Raw genomic sequence first — 19,312 nt, 5'->3', positions numbered from 1 at the left:
AGCTTGAGAATAGTGTGAATTTCAAGCAAGGTGTGGCGCACAGATTGAGATTTATTAATCAGAGTCCACCTTAAATTTAAGTAAGATTAGGTTTAGGTAAATATTCGAATGGTTGAAAATTAATTACATTAAGGCTTTAAAAACCTTAATGTATAAATACGGAATTTATGGGTAGGTGATTTCCGCTTTGTGCCATTAGGAGACATAGTTGTGGCTTGAAAAAACTGGATTTGACGATCTTGTTTGTCACCGAAGGCGACAGTCACGAGATTTTAATTTTTACCAGCCTACGACTAAAGCGGCCAGTCGAGACAATACTCATTAAGACAGCAGGTGCGACATTGCTGACATTAGCGATGTCGATATTCCAAGTCATGTTTATGTTCGGTTTGATCAGATCTGCCGCCTTTCAGTAACGACGGCTTCTATTGCAAATATGTTGTAAAAGCGGACAGTCGAATCGTTGAGGGACAACTATAGGTTTGTGCTATGTGCTAAAAAGTAGCCTTTTTTTTATGAACACTGACCCCATCGAATTGATATAAAGCATACATTAAGTTCATCAAACTTTAGGTCGATTAAGATTGATTAGTGGCGTGCTCTGAAATGTACTTCATTGTCTGCCATGTCATTTTTTACTGCGAGTTTGATTGAGTCATCAATTTCATTGGTAGATAGATTGTAAAGGCCACATAAAGAGAGGGCTTTTTTCACGTTGATTGAGGCGCCCAAATACTCATAAATAACGCGCGTACAAATTGGCATTCGTTCACCACTTCCGCTGACACCAATCTTCAAACCTTTTAACTGCGAGATCCTGTTCTTAAAGGTTGGAAATAGGATTGTTTGTGAAATTTCATGTTTAGTTAGTGATTCATAATCAACCATAAAAATACGGTCAACCAAAAAGCTCGCCATACCAAGATAAATGCAATGATACGCTTTATTGTGAGGAAGCTCGATAATTCTTTCAGTACGCTGGTAATAGACTTTTTGACCTTTTTTTTCAAAACATACTAGTGTTCTAAGCAGCTTACCCGGGTGAGCCATCGACATGTAATATTCGAAGTAGTATCCCAGATATTTGTCTAAATCATGGGTGCCGCTTTTTTCCAAGGCCTTTAAATGTTCATTTTCCGGATTTGTAATTACTGCTTCTTCCTGAAGCTTCGGGCGTACTTGGATCAGGAGTTTAAATTGATTGTGTGGCAGCATTATTTCAAATTCTTCAACACCAAAAAACTCGCAAATACGCAGCATGGTATTGGCGCTAGGTTTGTGTTGGCCATTTAAATAGCGATTAAACTGCGCGCGATTGAAGGAAAGGCGACGACAAACTTCAGCTATTGATTTGAAGTAGCTACAAAGTAGTTTGAGGTTTTTAGCAAAATCAACATGTGTGTTCATCACCAAGGTATTTGCCCTTCTAGATTAATTAATTGTCATTCTACTGTTCAATGGACCAAGACACAACGGCTGTTGCTTCGCTATTTGATGCTATAAGTGCATCAAATAGCGTCATTTTGGTTAGAGTTACGAAATAGCAAAACTAGACGGCATTTGCTTAAATGATGGCCTATTTATAACAATGATTACCAAACCACTTTTCACATCAAGTGTTTGGTTTATTAACTTTAGGTGAGCAAATGTTGACACGACTTGAGTCTGATTTATTAGGGGAAATGGAATTACCTGACGAGGTTTGGTATGGCATTCAAACACAACGAGCCCGTGATAATTTTTCAATAACGGGTATTCCAATTGGGCATTTCCCGGAACTTGTCGACAGTTTAGCCATGGTAAAAGCTTCCGCAGCCCATGCAAATAAAAAACTCGGCTTGCTCTCAGAGCTTAAAGCCAATGCAATTATTGCCGCGTGTGATGATATTCGCCAAGGCGATTATTACCATGCCTTTGTCGTGGACTCGATTCAAGGTGGCGCAGGAACATCCACAAATATGAATGCCAATGAAGTGATTGCAAATATTGCTCTGACAAAATTGGGCTATGAGAAAGGGAATTATAAAGAGTTACATCCAAACGATGATGTGAACCGCTGTCAATCAACCAATGACGTATACCCTTCAGCCGCGTGCTTAGCGATCCAATTGGCGGGTGATAATCTTATTATTGCTGTCGAAGCACTTAAAATCGGCTTAGAAGAAAAAGCCGAAGAGTTTAAAGATGTGATTAAGATGGGGCGTACGCAACTTCAAGATGCGGTACCTATGAGTTTGGGCCAGGAGTTTGGTGCCTATGCAGTAACCTTAGGTGAAGAAACCTCGCGTTTGCAAGAAGCGGGCAAACTGCTGTGTGAAATAAACCTCGGTGGCACAGCCATAGGAACTGGGATAAATAGTCATCGAGGATATTCCTCTCTTGCAATAAGTTACCTTGCCAAAATATCAAATAAGCCTCTGGTGCAAGCTTCTAATTTAGTTGAAGCAACGTCAGATATGGGCGCTTTTGTTTATTACTCAGGGATCTTAAAACGACTCGCGGTGAAACTAAGCAAAATATGTAATGATTTACGCTTGCTTTCGAGCGGCCCTCGAACGGGTTTCGGTGAGATAAGCTTACCTGCGGTACAGCCCGGTTCGAGCATCATGCCGGGCAAAGTCAATCCTGTGATCCCAGAAGCGGTCAATCAAACAGCATATCAGGTCATTGCCAGTGACTTAGCGGTCACGTTAGCCGCAGAGGCGGGGCAATTGCAGCTAAACGCCATGGAGCCCTTGATCATTTATAACATTCTAAACTCTATTAAAATGTTGGCATCAAATTGCGACATGTTAAACAAGCGTTGCATCAAGGGCATTAAGGCAAATGTAAGTCGATGTCAGGAGCATGTTTTAAATAGTATTGGTACCGTCACAGCCTTGGTGCCTTTAATAGGTTATGGCAACGCATCATCTGTCGCAGCCCAAGCACTTAGGGAAAACAAAACAATTCATGAAATAGTCCTTGAGCGCGGTTTAATGAGTGAAGAAGCCTTAACGGCGGCTCTGGACCCACGCTCAATGTTAGCCATGAGTTAAACCCAACATGAAAATACTCATTTTATATACAGGTGGAACGATAGGCATGAAGGCATCGGCTGATGGTTTTGTTCCTATGGAACATTTTGAGCAGTATTTTACAGATACGCTAAAAATGAGATGCAATACGGTTTTGCCCATGTTTGATTTTGTCAGCTTAGACATGCTTATCGATAGCGCGAACTTGGTGCCGAATAATTGGACCTTAATTGGCAATAAGTTATTGGCGTTATGGCAAGACTACAATGGTTTTGTCGTACTACACGGTACCGATACCATGGCATATACTGCATCAGCCCTGTCATTTATGTTTCAAGGAAACGACAAACCCATCATTATTACCGGCTCACAGATACCCTTATCTGAAAAACACAATGATGCTTACGAAAATGTCATACAGTCACTGCAACTCGCCACCTATTCAGACTTAAAAGAGGTGTGTATTTGTTTCAATGGTAAAATTCTTCGCGGCAACCGCAGCACTAAAGTTAAAAGCAGCGAGTTTGATGCGTTTAACTCGCCGAATTACCCCAGTCTTGGCGCTGTTAACGGTGAAATTCAACTACATAGCAATTTACAGAGGCTGCCTGAGGCGCTTCGGTTTTTAGTGCCCAAATTTGATTGTGATGCGGTGATGGTGTTACAAATATTTCCCGGTATTTCAGAAGTGGCATTTGATGGGATTTTTAATCAGAATCGCTTCAAAGCGATCATTATTAAAACATACGGTATGGGAAACTCTCCCAATGTAGACAGCCCATTAATGCGAATAATGGCACGAGCGGTCTCGCAAGGATTGATAGTTCTCAATGTTACTCAATGCATGCAGGGTGGGGTTAACCAGGAAACTTATTCCACTGGCAGTCATATGAAAAAGCTCGGTGTGATTGCGGGTAAGGATATGACCTTAGAAGCCGCATTCACTAAGTTACATTTTTTACTTGCAAGGGGCTTGAATACCGCAGAGATTAAGCAGCAACTTAATGTCGCGCTTGCCGGTGAGCTAAGTTATTAATCGTTAAAAGATACTGTGCTTTTATAAAAAAAGTTTTATAAGCTAAGAGTAACTAATATTATCTTTGAAAGAAATATAGACAGCGTTTAGAAAGCAAGCCCTGAGTATTCGTTGTGAGTAAAGTAACTCATTGCCTCGGAAGAAAACCGGTAATCATTAAAATGATGTTGGCACAATATTCGTATACAACGAGCACATAACCTAAACAATCTAAGTATAGATAATTAAGGTTGAGTGACTATATTTGGCACTTTCTTGTCGATCAATATCGCAAAAATCAACAAATGCTTAAGTCAGCTATCAGGCATTTTTTGTCTTTAACTAAGATTACTCAACGGCTCCTATACGTCATAACTTACCAGTCGCGATTGATTCAATCCTATGACCGTAATTCGCTCTAAACCGACTATCAGCCACTTACTTGAGATGCTATATTAAATATAACTTTAGCAAACTTAGAGATGTGTATGCCTAGCTATATTCAACCTAGTGCTAATCATAAATTTGTAGAGATGCTCAGCGATGGAAAAATTAATTTAAACTCAAATCCTTTGGATGAAATTGAATTGATCCAGCGTGGCTTAGATATAAAATGTGTTGAGAAATTTAGACTTGAGTTACGCTGGGATCAGCAATCGTTTACTAAGGCGATTGGTACAAATACAAAAGCTTTCGAACGCTATGTAAAGGAACATAAACGTTTAAATGTAACCTTAAGTGAAAATACCGTTGAATTAGCTCATTTGGCATCAGCTTGTATTGATTACTTTGAGAGTGTTGAACGGTGGACCACATGGCTTAATACACGCTCTTTGCAATTTAGTTCAGAAATGCCTTTGACGTTTGTTAACACTATTGCCGGACGGGAGTTGATCAAAAAAACTGTAGACAGCCTCAACCATGGTTATAATGCTTGAATTAAAATATCTCAGATGTCGCTTGATATTAGAATCTTCAAACTTACAAAGCAATATCACCAATATCATTAATTGGAAAACTCTGAAAACAGAGTGAGTAACCTTAAATATTATACATCTACTTTTAAATCAAAAATAGAATACTAGTCCTCAAATAAAGGGCTGGCATTCTATTACTACTCACTGCCTTTTCGGCAGAGTTACATTAACTTAAACATCGAATCGATTGTTTTTATCTTCAGCTGCCTATACGGCAGATCACCTTTATTTCGATGGCGCATGTAATCCAAATCCATTCTCAGCTGCCTACTCGGCAGGTCACTATAAAAGTAGCTAAGCTTATTTATATAATTCATATAATTAAAAAGCAAATTCAATTTTACCCATATTTTTATATGCTTGCTCAGAGGGTTCTGTTATCAACGGCTTATAATGAAGACATTAATAAAGGTTAATTACTTTCTATTAAAGGTGATAAATCAGGAACCGTGCCCTTAAACTTTTCATTTGAGGAAAAACCATAATTACTCAAGACTGGCTCTGCTTGGCAATCGGCATCTTGCTTTTGAATATGAAGAATATAATCTTCTTGTGAACTCTTACTAGTCATAGCTACCCTATGAAATATATCAATCTCTCGGGGAGCTTCGAGCTTTTTAGGATTAAAATCTTCACCTCTTGCTAATGCTCTTTTTTGCAGGCGCTTTAATCTTCTCCTACTTTCACCTGTGAATATTTTTGCTACCGACTGATTACGTATAAAACGTACTTCTTGGCAACTGTCAGGAACGGTTGAAATTTGGCTTATTTTAAAAAAGCCACAATCTTGCATGTCAACAAAGTATGCTTGCTCTTTAAGGCTGTTTAAAACCTCCATATCCTTATGAACAAAAGCAATTACATTGCCAATTGATGAGTCTGACCAAGCTGGAAACGTAACTCCCATTCCTTCAATGTTATGCTTTAAAATAAACCCATGCATGATAGAAATACAACGGCCAGTAAGCAGCGCTAGATTGGCTTGTTTTGGTAAAAAGTGGACTGTGAAGTAATACCTTTGCATAACTACGCCTTTTTAGCCTCTGCTTTTTTCTGGAACATTCCGCCCTTAATCAATACAGAAAATAAATAATAAATAGCTGGGTCTATATTTTCATTTTTATTAGTAATACAATTTTTAAGGGCTGATAAATACCATTCAGTATTTTTGAAAATAGAATAAAAGTTCTGCTCAGAATCGGGAGGACGTCGGGCAATGCCTATTTCTTTATCTGCACCAAACTCATGCACACGTAATCTTTTACTTGCATCCTCATCCCACCAATCATCAATTGACTGAAGCGCTGCACCTATTTTTACTGAATTAAAACTTACAGCGTAACGGCCATCTGCACACTTAGATTTTACAAACTGTTTTGAGGCCTCTCCTTGCTTAACCTTGTCGTTAAGGATTTGGCTTGGGTAAACCTCTTGGCAAAATGAGGCTTCTATTTTCGCGGTTATATCGGCACTCCAAAACACATTGGGATCAGTTAATGCGCTCTCAATTTCATTACTAAGCTCTTCCAATACTTTTTGATCATCAGAAGCCCACTTACTTTCCCAAGCTAACTTACGGGTGTTACCGATTAAATAACAACTCCCTTTGCTGGTTTTAATTTCAATTTGAGTGTTACCCGTGTTTTGATTACGCCAAAGCCATGTACCCAACAAAATATTTCGACAATATCTTACAGCTAACTCTTTATAACCCCCGCACTCTTTAAATGTTGTGGCCAACTCTTTTAATAAAGAGAAAATCTCTGGGTCACTACAGCCTGAAGGAGCCAACGAGTTAGCCTTTACCCTCAAAGAAAACCTGCAAAATATATGTTCCACATTTGGAGGCACATAACACTCTTCTAGAGTTAATATATTGTTATGTGTTAAGTCCTGAGGTGAGATGTTTTTTGGTAAAAACTGCGGGGTGAATGCTTCAGTAAAACCAGATTTAGGGCCTCGAATTTTATTAATATCAGCCTCTAGAGGAACAAAATCAGAGTCAGCCGTTTTATAAAAAAACACAGCTTTACCAGGGTAAAGCGAGCGGTCATATTTTAATATATTACATAGTTCCATTAAGTATTTTCCGGTTAAACTTTTTTCATTAGCATAAACTTTTCTTGTGCATCTAGCACCCAAAAAGCGCTATTAAAATAGTTACCAATACCTTTTAACCTAACACTAATGGCCGTTTCGTATTTCACCACTCCTATTGCTGGTTCAGCATAACAATGTAGCTTTTCAAGCGCTCCTACTCTAGCTTTGGCTTCAGTAAGTAACATATACCCCGTCATAGATGGGCTCAATTTAGAGTCGTTATTTAATAGCAAGAGTAGCGCATCTAAATCCTCTATTTTGTGCTCCGTTGGCATTACCCAGCAACCTGATAAAGGGAGTCGCCTTAACTTTTCAAATAACTGATTTTCATTACTATACAAACAGCACCAATTTACATTTGAAGTAAGCTCAGGCTGATGCATAACACCACCTGCAAAGTTAGATGGAAAATGCGCTTTCAAAATGTCAGGCTCACTATCTACTGCCTGTAAATCATCTTCATAACCATCAATGTGTATTATTAAATCAAATATCAAATCACAGTATTTGCCGTCAATAATTCCTGGTCGCTTAAGCTTACTTTGCTGAGCGCCTTGAAGGCTAAGTTCAGGAAGCTTTTTCCCTGCAACCGCAGCGTAATCCTTAATAAACCATGAAAAAGATGTGAATCGTACATTTGTCCTAAGCGCCTCATTAAGTTTTCTTTGGTAGCTATGAAGCATGCCCCAAACAGCGGTTAAAGATGGAATACCTGAGCAGTAAGGGTTCGATAACGCTTGTGCATCAAACACACGCAAGCCGCTTAAATGTAAATAACGAAAATGTTCTTCATCTACTTCTATCGGTTCATTTTTTTGATCTGTAAGGTTGATAAGTAGCCAATGTAAAGCTGCTTTCAAAGGGCTCATTAATTTAGGATGAAAAGCATACCTTTGTGTCATATGCACTTTGCCCAGCATCTCATTTAGTAAGCTAAATAAGGGAATAGTTAGCGAAGGGAGTTCATCGTCGGACAGCGATAGTATTTTATACTCTAGTTGGTCTGAAGTCCCCTCAAGCTGCTCTAAGCCAACTTCAGTCTCAATAATGCCTAAGCGCCACTCATATATAGGTGAAAACCACTCTAAAAGCGTACTTCTTACATCTCTAATATTTTTAACTTTTTGTTGTCTGCGTTGTTTAAGAGCCAAGGCGTTATTGCTAAATATAATACCCTCTAAAGCTTTAATGAATTCTGGTTTTAATAGTGCTCCAACGTTAAATACTGTTTGGCCATTGTTTAATTTAAATTGTCGAGAACTACTTAAACCATGATATTTATTTAGTATCTTAGGAGGGTAATTAAGTACATTAACAACCCCACCTAAGGAAGCAGCTAACAAACTAACAGCAGCAGGACGCGTAAACTCTACATTGCTAAATCGAGCTCGTTTATCAATTGCCGCCTGTTGAATTTTTGATTGAACAACATGGCTAATTACAGGCGTAACAGCTAAGTAACCATCATGATAAGGCATTCTAATTTGGCGAGAGTAGCGGTCAACAGAGTCGGGAATGGCCTCTTCAGGCAATGATTTTTTAACGGTTACACATAAGCTTTTAAATGCCTTAACGGATAACCCAAGAGAGGTAAATGCGGCTTTCCAGTTATCTGAGTTCGTAGCTAATACTTGTGCCAAACAACTGTCTTGATTTTGCCATTTAAAGTAACTAACAAATAATTTAGCAAAATTAACTTTAGCTGAGTCATGTGACCAGCCATAGGCTTTCGGATAGTTAGCACTACTCAAAACATAAGAATCTAGTAGTGGAGGCGCTACAGCTAAATTTTGCTTACTGACTCTAATATCAGGGTACTTTAAATTATGAGTATGAAACCACGCTATTTCCTTAATACATTTATTAATATGCTCTTCACTTTTTAAAGCCTGTTTTGCTAACTGCTTATCCAGCAAGTCATCAACTTGGTTTTTTCGGTAAGTCAGGTTTAATAAAATAATTAAAGTATTGCCTTCGCAGCCTGTTATATCAATCGTTGTTGTGTAAGGGTTAAAAGCACGACGTATCAACCTATCTCGCTCAGCGATGTCTGTAATCTCTAACAGTTCTTTTAAATGCATATACTCACCATGCCGACAAATACATTCTAGCTTTATCATTTCCAAAACTAGTTTTGTACTCTATAGCATGCCTTAAAAAAAACACGCCCTTATAGGGATTGATTCGCTGGTTCATTTTATGACGAAATGCCGTTTGCAAAATACCATCTTGGTACAACCTATAAACCTGTTCTACTGAAGTGCCTAACAAAGTTGCAGCCTCTAATACGCTTACCAATAAGTCGGCTGTGTTTGGTTTTTTAGCTTTAGGATTACCCTCAACCAAAGTAACTAAATAATCTAATAGAGCCCTATAAATAAAGTGAAGTTCTCTCTGCATTTGAGTACTGGGGCAAGCCAAAATAGCATCACCGAAAATAAACTTAAACTCTGTTTTATTAAACAGATCTATTAGCTTCATTTCTGCATTTTTACTTAGTTCATCAAGCTCTTTATAAAAAACTGCTGGCCACATACTAAAATAATCCACAGCGTCATCTAAACAAAAGTTATCTGTTTGAGAATACCGCCCCTGATACCAAAGAAGCGCAGCAAAGCGTTCTGTAAGAGTAGTGTTGTTAAATAGCGAGTGGCTATCATTGCGCTCACTTTTATCCAGCAATTTATTTAAATGCTCAATGCTTAATGCATTTACAGGCGAGGTACTAGCCCAAGTTAGCTCAAAACCGCATGAACAATGAGTGATTGACTCATTTTCTATGTAGTTAATTGGAGCGCAGCATTCAGGACAGTTATGAGCCAAAGTACACTGATGTTTAGTACATGCATCTACCCACTTTATGTGCCAGCTTTGTTTTATATAAGCTTCTTCTGCAAGACATTGTGGGCATACCGGAATCGAATCAACGGCTGCCTCGGTGTGATAACGAATAGATTTCTGGGGAATATCTACGCCATTTTTATATAAGGCAGCTGAGGAGTTAAATTTAATATCTGACTTTAACAAAGCCAGTTTTTGTAGCTCGTATCGAGGTAAATCTAATAATGTCTCGAGTAAACCTAAAGCCCGCATCCTAAAGTGGCTATTATGCTTGGCGTGGTATACGTTGAGTCTTTTTAAATCTATCGGGAATGCACCATGCGCCTCAAAATCAAGCTCATGTAGCTCTTCGCGAATAGCTAAGCTTAGCTCTTGATACGAATCGAAAAAATTCTCTGAAACGACCCGTAATAAGTAACTTTCCAACGATTCGTCAGAAAATGCCCGAGCCTTGGGAGAAAATAGAAAAGTCATCCAACACCTTGAAACTTAGAAATCCTAAGTCACAAGGTAAAGTCTTCTAGTATAAATTACAAGTCGATATCATTAATAAGCATAACCAAGACCCCCACTTCAGATAGTGGATACTAATTCAAAATAATATTTGAATATGATAAGGGTGAGGCTCAATATGTTGAACTACAAGAATGCCTCTATAACTCTAGTTCTAAGTGATTTAATTTGTATATTGCCCAATGAACAACCTAAAAGCCTCTCATCATAAGCTGTATTGAGACCAGAAGATAAATCGCCTAAAATGAGTTTATCAATGTTCACTTTTAACTTACTACATGTGTCTCTCAGTGGTGGTTTAAAATGTCTAAATATGTCTTCTCCCACTGAAATTGAGTCACATTCCATATCAACATAAGAGCAACTATCTGGTATATCAATATTAACCCGCTGGGCAAACTCAATTAAGCTTGTTTCTGCAAATGTGAATAACCAGGCGAATTCAATTTTACCTTTGCCAGACCTAAGAATGCGCCCTAGAACTTGCCTAAAGTACAACTCCGTTTTTATAGAACTTAAATGACAACAAACTTGTAGCCTAGGTATATCAGTTCCTTCACTGATCATACCAACGCTAACAATCCACTCTTCAGTTGATGACTTAAATGAATTGATCTTCTGTGTCGAATTATCATGCAAGTAAGTAACTATAGTTGACGTTTGGTTAAATTCTTCAATTAATAGAATGTTTATCATTTCAGCGTGCTTAACTGAAGACGCGACAACTAGACCGCCAGCAGTCGGGTTTGAATCTCTTATCTCCGACAATTTTAATACAGCTAACTTCAATAAATATCTAAGTGCGGAGTCATTATTAAGTACCTCTTGGTACGTTGATTGAGCTTGTTTAACAAATTCAGCTATAGACCCATATGTATCGTGACCATCCGAAATACTATTGCTATCAACTAAGACTATTTTTGGCTCTCTACACACGTTATCTCTAATAGCCTGAATCAAGCTGTATTGATAATCGCATATCAACTCACCTTCCGGGTCAGAATAGTTCACTAAAGCAATAGGAAGGGCGTCTGAGCGCCAAGGAGTGCCCGACAGCGCAAGCGTGTAAGTTGCAATATCCTGTAAATGGAAAACAACTCTCTCACCCCACGTATTGATTTTAGATTTATCTTGCGAGAATGAGCAGTGATGTATTTCATCAAAAATAAAAAATGTACGATACTTTCTAAGCCTATCCCAAGTACTTTCAGGAATAGAGCATAAACTTTGATAAGTCATTGAAGCACCTACAGCCGTAAATGAGCCATCAAACGAACACCCAATTATTTTTCCAAATGTTCTTTTGATATTATTAGCCACTTCAACCGATGGTGAGAAACAGATCACTCTGTCTATCATTCCTTTATCAAATAACGTTTTGGCCAATGAAGCTGCCATTATTGTTTTACCAGCACCAGGAGTGGCCTGACATAAAAAGTGCTTATCACTGGCAGTGTATTTCTTTACTGCTAACTCAACACATTCTTTTTGCCAACTTCTCAGCATTGCGGAGCATCATTGCTCAAAGAAGCCAATATAGTGGTTAAAGCGTTAACTTTTCCTAATAACTTAGCTGAATTATTTTTAGCATCATCTAATGCAGAGTAGAACAAGCTAAGGTGCTCAGGGAATCGCTTTTGTAGGGCTTTATATTCATCAACTTCCCCTAACAAAATCGCAAGCTCAGCCTCAAACTGTTTCTTTTCATTCAATAAAGTCTCAATAAGCGGTGATACTTGATTATCGATATTACTGGTACTTAGTTTCTCTTGCTCAATTACGGCCTGTTTCGCCACAAACGTGGCGTTATTGAACAGCCCAGTTTTAAAATACTTTTTATGACGACCACTTCCTTTTGAATTTAAGAGTTCCTTCCGCTCAAGAGCTGTCGTTTGCCTATAAATGAATTTACGTGCCTCATCTATATCTTGATATGTATCAGTTACGGTTAATAACTCATCCCTGAGCTCGACAATTGTAAAACCATTGCACTCTTTTTCGATCAAAAGGGAATAAATGTGTTGGTTTAATTTAATAACTTGGGGCATTTCTTATACTACATCAATTAAGAAAACTTAGGGTTGCTAAGTATATAGAACAATGCAAAACTTAGAAATACTAAGTTTCATACTTGAGAGTGACTTTAAGAACATACCCACAAATCAAACTTAGGATTCCTAAGTGTACAAACTATTGTAAAACTTAGACAATCTAAGCCATTAGAGACTGAAAAATGATACTTCTGTGTTCCAAAATCCAATCCCAATTAGACTCAAACAGGCCCGCGCTAAGTCAGGTATTACTCAAAAGCAGCTGGGGATACTTATCGGTATGGATGAAAACTCAGCGAGTGGTCGCATGAACCACTATGAGAAAGGCCGTCACATCCCAGACTTAGCAACCCTAAAAAAGATTGCTGATGAACTAAATGTCCCATTAAATTATTTTTTCTGTGAAGATGATGAGTCAGCAAGATTAGCTATAGAAGTATCAAAATTACAAAATGAGCAAAAGAAAGAATTGATGGAGTTTATTAAGAGACTTCATACATAACTAATCTAGATTACATTCACTTTTTACGGACTATCCACATTAGCCCTTTGCTGATACTCTGCTTGTTTAGCATACAAAAGGATTTAATGTGTCAGTTATACGCCACCTACAAATACAAAATTTTAGATCAATAAAAAATCTATCTTGGAATCCTAAACCAGGCCTAAATTGCCTTATAGGCTCTGGTGACGTGGGTAAATCAACAATTTTAGATGCTATAGATTTAGCTCTCGGCGCCCGCAGAGCATATTCATTCAATGATGCAGATTTTTATCAATTAGACACAACCTCACCACTCGTTATCACAATAACAATTGGTGACCTACATGATGAATTAAAAAATGTTGAACGATATGGTTCTTTTCTTAGAGGATTCAATTCTGCTACTAAAGCAATATCCGACGAGCCTCAAACAGATACTGAAACAGTTCTTACAATAAAATTACATGTGGATGCTGATTTAGCCCCAGACTGGCGATTATATTCTGAACGAGCAGATGCTGATGGTTTAGAACGAAGACTACCTTGGAAGCACAGAGAACTATTGTCACCAGCTAGACTTGGCACGACTTCGAACCAAAACCTTGCATGGGGAAATAGGTCAGTACTGAACAAGCTTTCTGAAGAAACATTAGATGTATCTGCTGTTCTTGCTCTATTAGGGCGGCAAACACGTGCAGCCTTTGCAGAACAACAAGTACAAGGGGTAACAGAGGTTTTAAATCAAGTTCAACTAATTGCCAATGGGCTTGGCGTACCTGTTGGACAACTTAGTGCTCTCCTTGATGTAAATGGAATATCCATGTCCAATGGAGCTATAAGCCTTCACAATAACGATGGAACACCTCTAAGACAATTGGGAACAGGATCTTCTCGACTTCTCATTAGCGGACTCCAAAAGGCGACTAGCTGTTCTAGTATTTTAATAGTTGACGAAGCTGAATATGGCCTTGAGCCTTATCGTATCACTAGGCTGCTTAACGAACTAGGTTCAAAAGATAGAGAGCCAACGCAACAAGTTTTTATTACAACACACTCACCTTACGTCTTGCGAGAGTTACAGGCTTGTCAGCTACATGTTGTTCGTAAACTTCCAGCTCTTCCAGCTCTTCCACCGATACCAAATCTGACTGCAACACATCCTGTATACTCACATTCCATCTTCTCTTTAAGTAATGGGGAAGAGCAACAATCAACACTAAGAGTATGTGCAGAAGCTTTTTTGAGTAAAGCTGTAATCGTTTGTGAAGGTAAAACTGAAATCGGGTTAGTGAGGGGGATTGACCTATACAGGCAAGATCATGATCAGCAAACAATTCTTGCAAAAGGTGTTTATTGTGCCGATGGCGGTGGCGACAGTATGTTTACTCGAGCAAAAGTTTTCAAATCTCTTGGTTATCCAACATCACTTTTTAAAGACTCTGATAAGCCCCAAGAACATCAACAATTAACAACCGAAATGGTAAATTTAGGCATATCTACCTTTGAATGGATGAATGGTAATGCAACTGAAGACGCGCTCTTTGTGGCATGTCCAATAAATTTAATTAATAATTTATTAAACTTAGCAATTAGCCGCAAGGGAGAAGATTCGGTTAGAGCGCACATTTCAAACTACTCAAATAATCAAATTACCTTAGATGATTGTCGAGAGCGTTTCAATGAAAATCATAGAGCTGTATTGGCAAAAGCAGCAAATAAAAAAAGCTGGTTTAAAGATATCGAACCTGCTGAGAGTATAGCCCGAAATACAATTGCCCCCAACTATCAAAGCTTTTCACCAATACTAACTAATACCCTGAGTGGTCTCTACCAATGGGCTCAGACTCAAGGTAATTGTTAATGAGGATCGAAGCCGTTATTAATTCCCAACGTGGAGCAATTGTTGCCCCTGCTGGTTGTGGTAAAACTCATTTAATCACGGAAGTTTTATCCGTTAAAAACACTAAACCTATATTGGTGCTCACACACACTACAGCAGGAGTTTCGGCACTAAAAAAAAGACTACGAAAGCTATCCGTACCCCCGTCGCATTATGTAGTTACTACTATTGATGGGTGGGCACTTCGTATAGCGAATAACTTCCCTGCAATCTGTCCTGTACACTCTTCACCAGAAACCCCCCGAGCTTTCTATCCAGAGATCAGGCAGGCTATTTTAAAATTACTAAACTCGGGCTGTATTAGTGACATATTACAAGCATCATATTCACGGCTACTTGTTGACGAATATCAAGACTGTGACGTTAACCAACATAATTTAATTACTTCACTTTCAGAAGTTCTCCCGACAGTTATTTTTGGCGACCCAATGCAATGTATTTTTAACTTCGCAGGACCAATGCCAAACTGGGATAATGGAGTGCTACAGAAATTCCCCCTTATAGGTGAATTAGATACACCATGGCGTTGGAATAATGCTGGTTCACCAAAGCTTGGGGAGTGGATACTTGCGGCAAGAGAGTTACTTCGTCAGGGAGCAAGAGTTGATCTGCGGAGTTGTCCAGCACATATAACACTTCACCCACTAACCGGCATAGCTCAAACTGACCTTTTAAGTCAGCATAATGCACAACATACCATTTTGAACCGCCACCCAACCGACTCTTTGCTAATTATAGGAAGTTCAATAAACGAGCGCTCTAGGCATAGCTATGCCCAAGGAAGCTCACGAATTGAAGTCGTTGAACCTGTACAGCTTGCTAGCGTAACAAATGCCGCAAGCCAATTTGATGGTAATACAGGGCTAGCCCTTTCAAACACCATTTTGCAAGTTTCTAGCGCTATGATGACCAATGTCGAGCTGGCAAAAACATCCAAACGTATAGAAAGTATTCTCAATGGCCGAAACAGAACAGCTGTAACCAATAGCGAACAAGCTCTATGTAACGTGGCTATCAATAGCACTCGAGTAAATATTTTAGAGGCTCTACAGCAGCTAGAACGAAAAACTGGTACTAATGTTTACCGCAAAGGCGCATATAATGCTTTAAAGGACTCTTTATCTCTTGCTATAACTTCACCAAACCTCAGTATATTTGAAGCAGCGTCTTCAATAAGAGAACGATTACGTCAGCAAGGAGATAAACGAATACCTAATAGAGCTATTGGCTCTACTCTTTTACTAAAGGGCTTGGAAGCAGATCATTGCATGATTCTAGATGCACAAGCTCAGGGGATGAATGCAAACCATTTATATGTAGCACTCTCACGTGGAGCTAAAACTATCACCGTATTTTCTAGTGATTCTTATATTCCATAGAGTACACAATAACTTCAAAAGGTGAAGTTCAGCTAAGCAGGAATAACAAGGGAAATACCTGAGGTAGTTAACGAATTCTGGTCAATGGATTTTTGCATGAACAATGAACACCCATCAAGTTTTTACTGCCCTTAAAAAGACTGATACAGGCCTATGCATAGCTAATGCGAAAACACTAATCAGTAAGATCAACCCAAAATTCTTGAAGCTGCTTAGGTGGAATAGATTTAAGTGCTAACTATTTTTTCAGTCTTTTTTTATCGAAGCTTCGTGTAATTTTTCTTCAATATTTTTTGATGACACAGGAGTTTCTTTGCTCTCAGGAGCAGGCTGTTTTCCCTGTGTAAGCTCAACCAGTGGCTTCAAAATTGTAGGGGAAAGCACTGCTTTTGGTTTCGATGGTGTTTGCACTTCTGAGGCAGCCTCATGATTCAATATGCTAGGAATATTCCAAGCAAATATTGATAATCCGATTGAAAACGAGATTACCAAGGACATAGCTTTTCGATACAGACATTTATATGGGGCAGTTCTGGTATCAATAAGCTCGCTAACATCTTTGTGAGAAATATGATTTCGCGTGGTGTCCTTCCAATGAAGCAAGTCACTCAACGTTAATATCAGTGATTGCCGTTCAAAATATATACGGATCAATGGGCCGACGAGTAAATAGCCTGATAATATCTTAAATAGCCAGTGAATATTTTCAGAATCAAGTAACTCCTCTTTCCCTATTAAGCGTGAGAAAAGCATAATTGCTAGGAAAAAAATTGCTGATAAAGCATCTTTAAACAATCCTGATACTAAGTCATTGGTTGACTTCGAATACCCGTCGGTAGCTAATTTAATATCTTTTTGAAAATCAGATAGCTCCTTTGCATGAGCTTCTTTTCTGTCTTTTATGACGAATTCATATTTATCTTTAGCTTGATCAAGGGCATTAGATAAATGAGTATAAACACTTGGGATCAAAGATGTGTTATCAACCAAATCTAAACTCAATCTATCCATAACCAAAAGCAATCGAACTTGAATTCGTTCTTCATAAACCCAAGAAACTACAGATTCTAATATTGTTAGTTGTGATAAATCACAGGAGTGGTTTTCATCCACCAGTTTCATATTTAAGCGCTTTATGCCCGATATTATGATGTCATTTGATCCTAAGAATTCTTTTGATAAAGCGACACCAAGTAGTTGTTCGTAGGCGTTAAAAAAAGGCTGAGTTAATGCACATATTTCAATGTCATTGGGTAGTCGGTAATTAAGCGGCTCACAAATTGTTTCAGCTTGCCCAACAAAATGTGTTTGTGCCTTAATATCAGCGCTAGATGGAATCGCAATGCTGTCGTTATTTTTAAATATTGATGAAGACTGTCTACCCAAAGATATAATACATAAACGCTGCCCTTGAATTTGGAGATCACCAAACCCAAGCCAGATTACTGTCGAATCAGACTTATTGAGGCAACTATCCTTACTAAACATTTCTGATGTAAGTTTTTGCAGCCAATTGAGATAAAAATCCTGTGAAAGAAACAGCATTTGATGGGTCCGGTCCGGAATATCCGTAGAGGCTTCACTTTCAAGGATGTCTTTTTTTCTTATAACCGCTTTACAGTTTCCATCATCTGGAATTCTTCCAAATTCACTCCAATCATCCTGTAACTCACCTTCCCAACGCAATTTTAAAAAGGAAAGCTGACTCACCCCAATATTTTCTAACGTTCGAATTTGTGATGGCTGGAATGTAAACTCAACTCTATCATCGAGTTCAGTCATAGTTGTGTGTTCTATAAGGGTACTTAACGTTTCAAGCATACTTAGGTCATTTCAAATTGAGCTGTACGAATTGTTATAATTTTCTCACCATTTCCTTCAGATATGTTGATGTTATTTTCGCCCAACTCGCCTTTAAAAAATATGGTTACATCTTCACCTGTAACTAATTTACTCTTACGGTTTGAGCCTGAAATTGAATTTGGACGAGACTCAAAAATTTGCCCGGCTATTTCCTTCTCAGTAAGCATATTAAGCAGTGAAGCACCACACTCAGTTTGTACCTGTTGATATCGCTCTTTATCCTCTTGTTGTTCTTCAGAAAGGTTATCTTCCATCAACTCTGAGGGAATAAATGTTCCTAGGACGTGATCAGTATAGCTGTCGGTATCAAACTGCTCATGTGAGTCAAAATATGAAACAGAGCGAGCCTTAATATCTGTATGTTTAACATGAGATGGCAGCATATCGGCAACATCTTTCGACCAGTTCGTTGTGCTAGCAACCGTCTTTTTTGTTAATGATGAAGGATTATCCCTTACAATTACTTGCAAAAAGCTTCTGAAATAGTCTGATATTGCTTCATTCGTGTCTTTGTCTTTACCAGTTTTACCGCGCTGTAGGGCGATAACGTTCCAAGCAAACTCAGTTCCTGGATCTATAATAGCCCACTTTTGCAATGCTCTTGGCGTATCAGCCAAAGAATCAAGAATTCTTGTTAGAGACACGACTTGCCTGCCATCGATATTATTTCGCTTTTGCTGGTAAACGGTTGTGAAATCTATCTTTAGGAAAGATAGTAACTTATAGCGTTCATCCCCAATTAGAACAGAAACGACTGCAACAATGAAAATCCCGTCACTCATTGTTAGATTGTGAGACGTAAAAAATCGCTGAGCTAGCATTCGTGACTTTGGAACTAACGATGTAATATCATTCAAAATATCAACACAGTCGATACAACAATTATTATATTCTGGATTTGAGAATAAAAATTGCGTTCCCTCACAAGCTCTTTTAATTTGCTTTTCAAAAAACTCTTTTTGTTCAGGCTCTAAAGCAACTTCGTCATTAAAAGAAGGCTCTTCTAAATCATGCCGAATTACATGATAAATAAAATTTTCTATTTTAAGTGAGTCTATAACTGTGGGGTTTATAACCGCCATAATGCTCCCTGCTTATTTTTTAGTTTAACAACAACTTAGCTATGATGTATCACAAATATATTTTGTTATTCAGACGAACTATACCATTTT

15 protein-coding genes are annotated in these 19,312 nt (G+C 38.4%); 6 read left to right on the top strand and 9 right to left on the bottom strand.

What is annotated here, in order from left to right:
- Window positions 1–588: 588 nt before the first annotated feature.
- The gene (locus CXF64_RS19835) at window positions 589–1,407 is read right to left on the bottom strand and encodes a helix-turn-helix domain-containing protein (protein WP_101217882.1); all 819 of its coding nucleotides are present in this window, start codon (window positions 1,405–1,407) and stop codon (window positions 589–591) included.
- A 239-nt stretch (window positions 1,408–1,646) separates the two neighbouring features.
- Between CXF64_RS19835 and CXF64_RS19830 the strand changes: the two genes are divergently transcribed.
- The 3 genes from CXF64_RS19830 to CXF64_RS19820 all read left to right on the top strand — a co-directional run bounded on the left by CXF64_RS19830 (window position 1,647) and on the right by CXF64_RS19820 (window position 4,970).
- Window positions 1,647–3,038, top strand: a complete 1,392-nt coding sequence (locus tag CXF64_RS19830; RefSeq protein WP_101217881.1) for an aspartate ammonia-lyase — start codon at window positions 1,647–1,649, stop codon at window positions 3,036–3,038.
- Between the two features lie 7 nt (window positions 3,039–3,045).
- Window positions 3,046–4,053, top strand: coding sequence for an asparaginase (locus CXF64_RS19825; protein WP_101217880.1), 1,008 nt, complete (start codon window positions 3,046–3,048; stop codon window positions 4,051–4,053).
- Between the two features lie 467 nt (window positions 4,054–4,520).
- On the top strand, window positions 4,521–4,970 hold the full coding sequence (locus tag CXF64_RS19820; protein ID WP_101218017.1) for an antitoxin Xre/MbcA/ParS toxin-binding domain-containing protein: 450 nt from the start codon (window positions 4,521–4,523) through the stop codon (window positions 4,968–4,970).
- A 451-nt stretch (window positions 4,971–5,421) separates the two neighbouring features.
- Here the strand turns inward: CXF64_RS19820 and cas6f are convergent, their stop codons facing one another.
- From cas6f to CXF64_RS19785, 6 genes are all read right to left on the bottom strand, one after another.
- Window positions 5,422–6,033: a type I-F CRISPR-associated endoribonuclease Cas6/Csy4 gene (gene cas6f, locus CXF64_RS19810; RefSeq protein WP_010554110.1), complete on the bottom strand. Its 612-nt coding sequence runs from the start codon at window positions 6,031–6,033 to the stop codon at window positions 5,422–5,424.
- A gap of 2 nt (window positions 6,034–6,035) precedes the next feature.
- Window positions 6,036–7,088, bottom strand: a complete 1,053-nt coding sequence (gene csy3 / locus CXF64_RS19805) for a type I-F CRISPR-associated protein Csy3 (protein ID WP_101217879.1) — start codon at window positions 7,086–7,088, stop codon at window positions 6,036–6,038.
- Window positions 7,089–7,102: 14 nt separating this feature from the next.
- A complete protein-coding gene (locus tag CXF64_RS19800; protein WP_101217878.1) occupies window positions 7,103–9,190 on the bottom strand; it encodes a type I-F CRISPR-associated protein Csy2 in 2,088 nt (695 codons plus the stop codon).
- A gap of 4 nt (window positions 9,191–9,194) precedes the next feature.
- Window positions 9,195–10,424, bottom strand: a complete 1,230-nt coding sequence (locus CXF64_RS19795) for a TniQ family protein (protein ID WP_101217877.1) — start codon at window positions 10,422–10,424, stop codon at window positions 9,195–9,197.
- A 165-nt stretch (window positions 10,425–10,589) separates the two neighbouring features.
- Window positions 10,590–11,969, bottom strand: a complete 1,380-nt coding sequence (locus tag CXF64_RS19790; protein WP_101217876.1) for a DEAD/DEAH box helicase — start codon at window positions 11,967–11,969, stop codon at window positions 10,590–10,592.
- Window positions 11,963–12,511, bottom strand: coding sequence for a hypothetical protein (locus tag CXF64_RS19785; RefSeq protein WP_101217875.1), 549 nt, complete (start codon window positions 12,509–12,511; stop codon window positions 11,963–11,965). The genes CXF64_RS19790 and CXF64_RS19785 overlap by 7 nt, the downstream gene beginning before the upstream one ends.
- Window positions 12,512–12,707: 196 nt before the next feature.
- Here CXF64_RS19785 and CXF64_RS19780 point away from each other — a divergent pair, with 196 nt between their 5' ends.
- From CXF64_RS19780 to CXF64_RS19770, 3 genes are all read left to right on the top strand, one after another.
- Window positions 12,708–13,016, top strand: a complete 309-nt coding sequence (locus CXF64_RS19780) for a helix-turn-helix domain-containing protein (protein WP_101217874.1) — start codon at window positions 12,708–12,710, stop codon at window positions 13,014–13,016.
- A gap of 88 nt (window positions 13,017–13,104) precedes the next feature.
- Window positions 13,105–14,859 carry an ATP-dependent nuclease gene (locus CXF64_RS19775; RefSeq protein WP_101217873.1) on the top strand — a complete coding sequence of 585 codons (1,755 nt, stop codon included), beginning with the start codon at window positions 13,105–13,107 and terminating at the stop codon, window positions 14,857–14,859.
- A complete protein-coding gene (locus tag CXF64_RS19770; RefSeq protein ID WP_101217872.1) occupies window positions 14,859–16,277 on the top strand; it encodes a UvrD-helicase domain-containing protein in 1,419 nt (472 codons plus the stop codon). The genes CXF64_RS19775 and CXF64_RS19770 overlap by 1 nt, the downstream gene beginning before the upstream one ends.
- A 246-nt stretch (window positions 16,278–16,523) precedes the next feature.
- Here CXF64_RS19770 and CXF64_RS19765 read toward each other — a convergent pair whose 3' ends face one another.
- Window positions 16,524–18,059: a hypothetical protein gene (locus CXF64_RS19765; protein ID WP_133120266.1), complete on the bottom strand. Its 1,536-nt coding sequence runs from the start codon at window positions 18,057–18,059 to the stop codon at window positions 16,524–16,526.
- A gap of 41 nt (window positions 18,060–18,100) precedes the next feature.
- Window positions 18,101–19,222 (bottom strand): nucleoid-associated protein, encoded by a 1,122-nt coding sequence (locus CXF64_RS19760; RefSeq protein ID WP_101217870.1) that lies wholly within the window; start codon window positions 19,220–19,222, stop codon window positions 18,101–18,103.
- Window positions 19,223–19,312: the final 90 nt, after the last annotated feature.

This window comes from Pseudoalteromonas sp. GutCa3 (assembly GCF_002836155.1).
Classification (GTDB): domain Bacteria; phylum Pseudomonadota; class Gammaproteobacteria; order Enterobacterales; family Alteromonadaceae; genus Pseudoalteromonas; species Pseudoalteromonas arctica.
The sequence above is the reverse complement of the archived record's forward strand: the minus strand, read 5'-3'. Positions and strand labels throughout refer to the sequence as shown.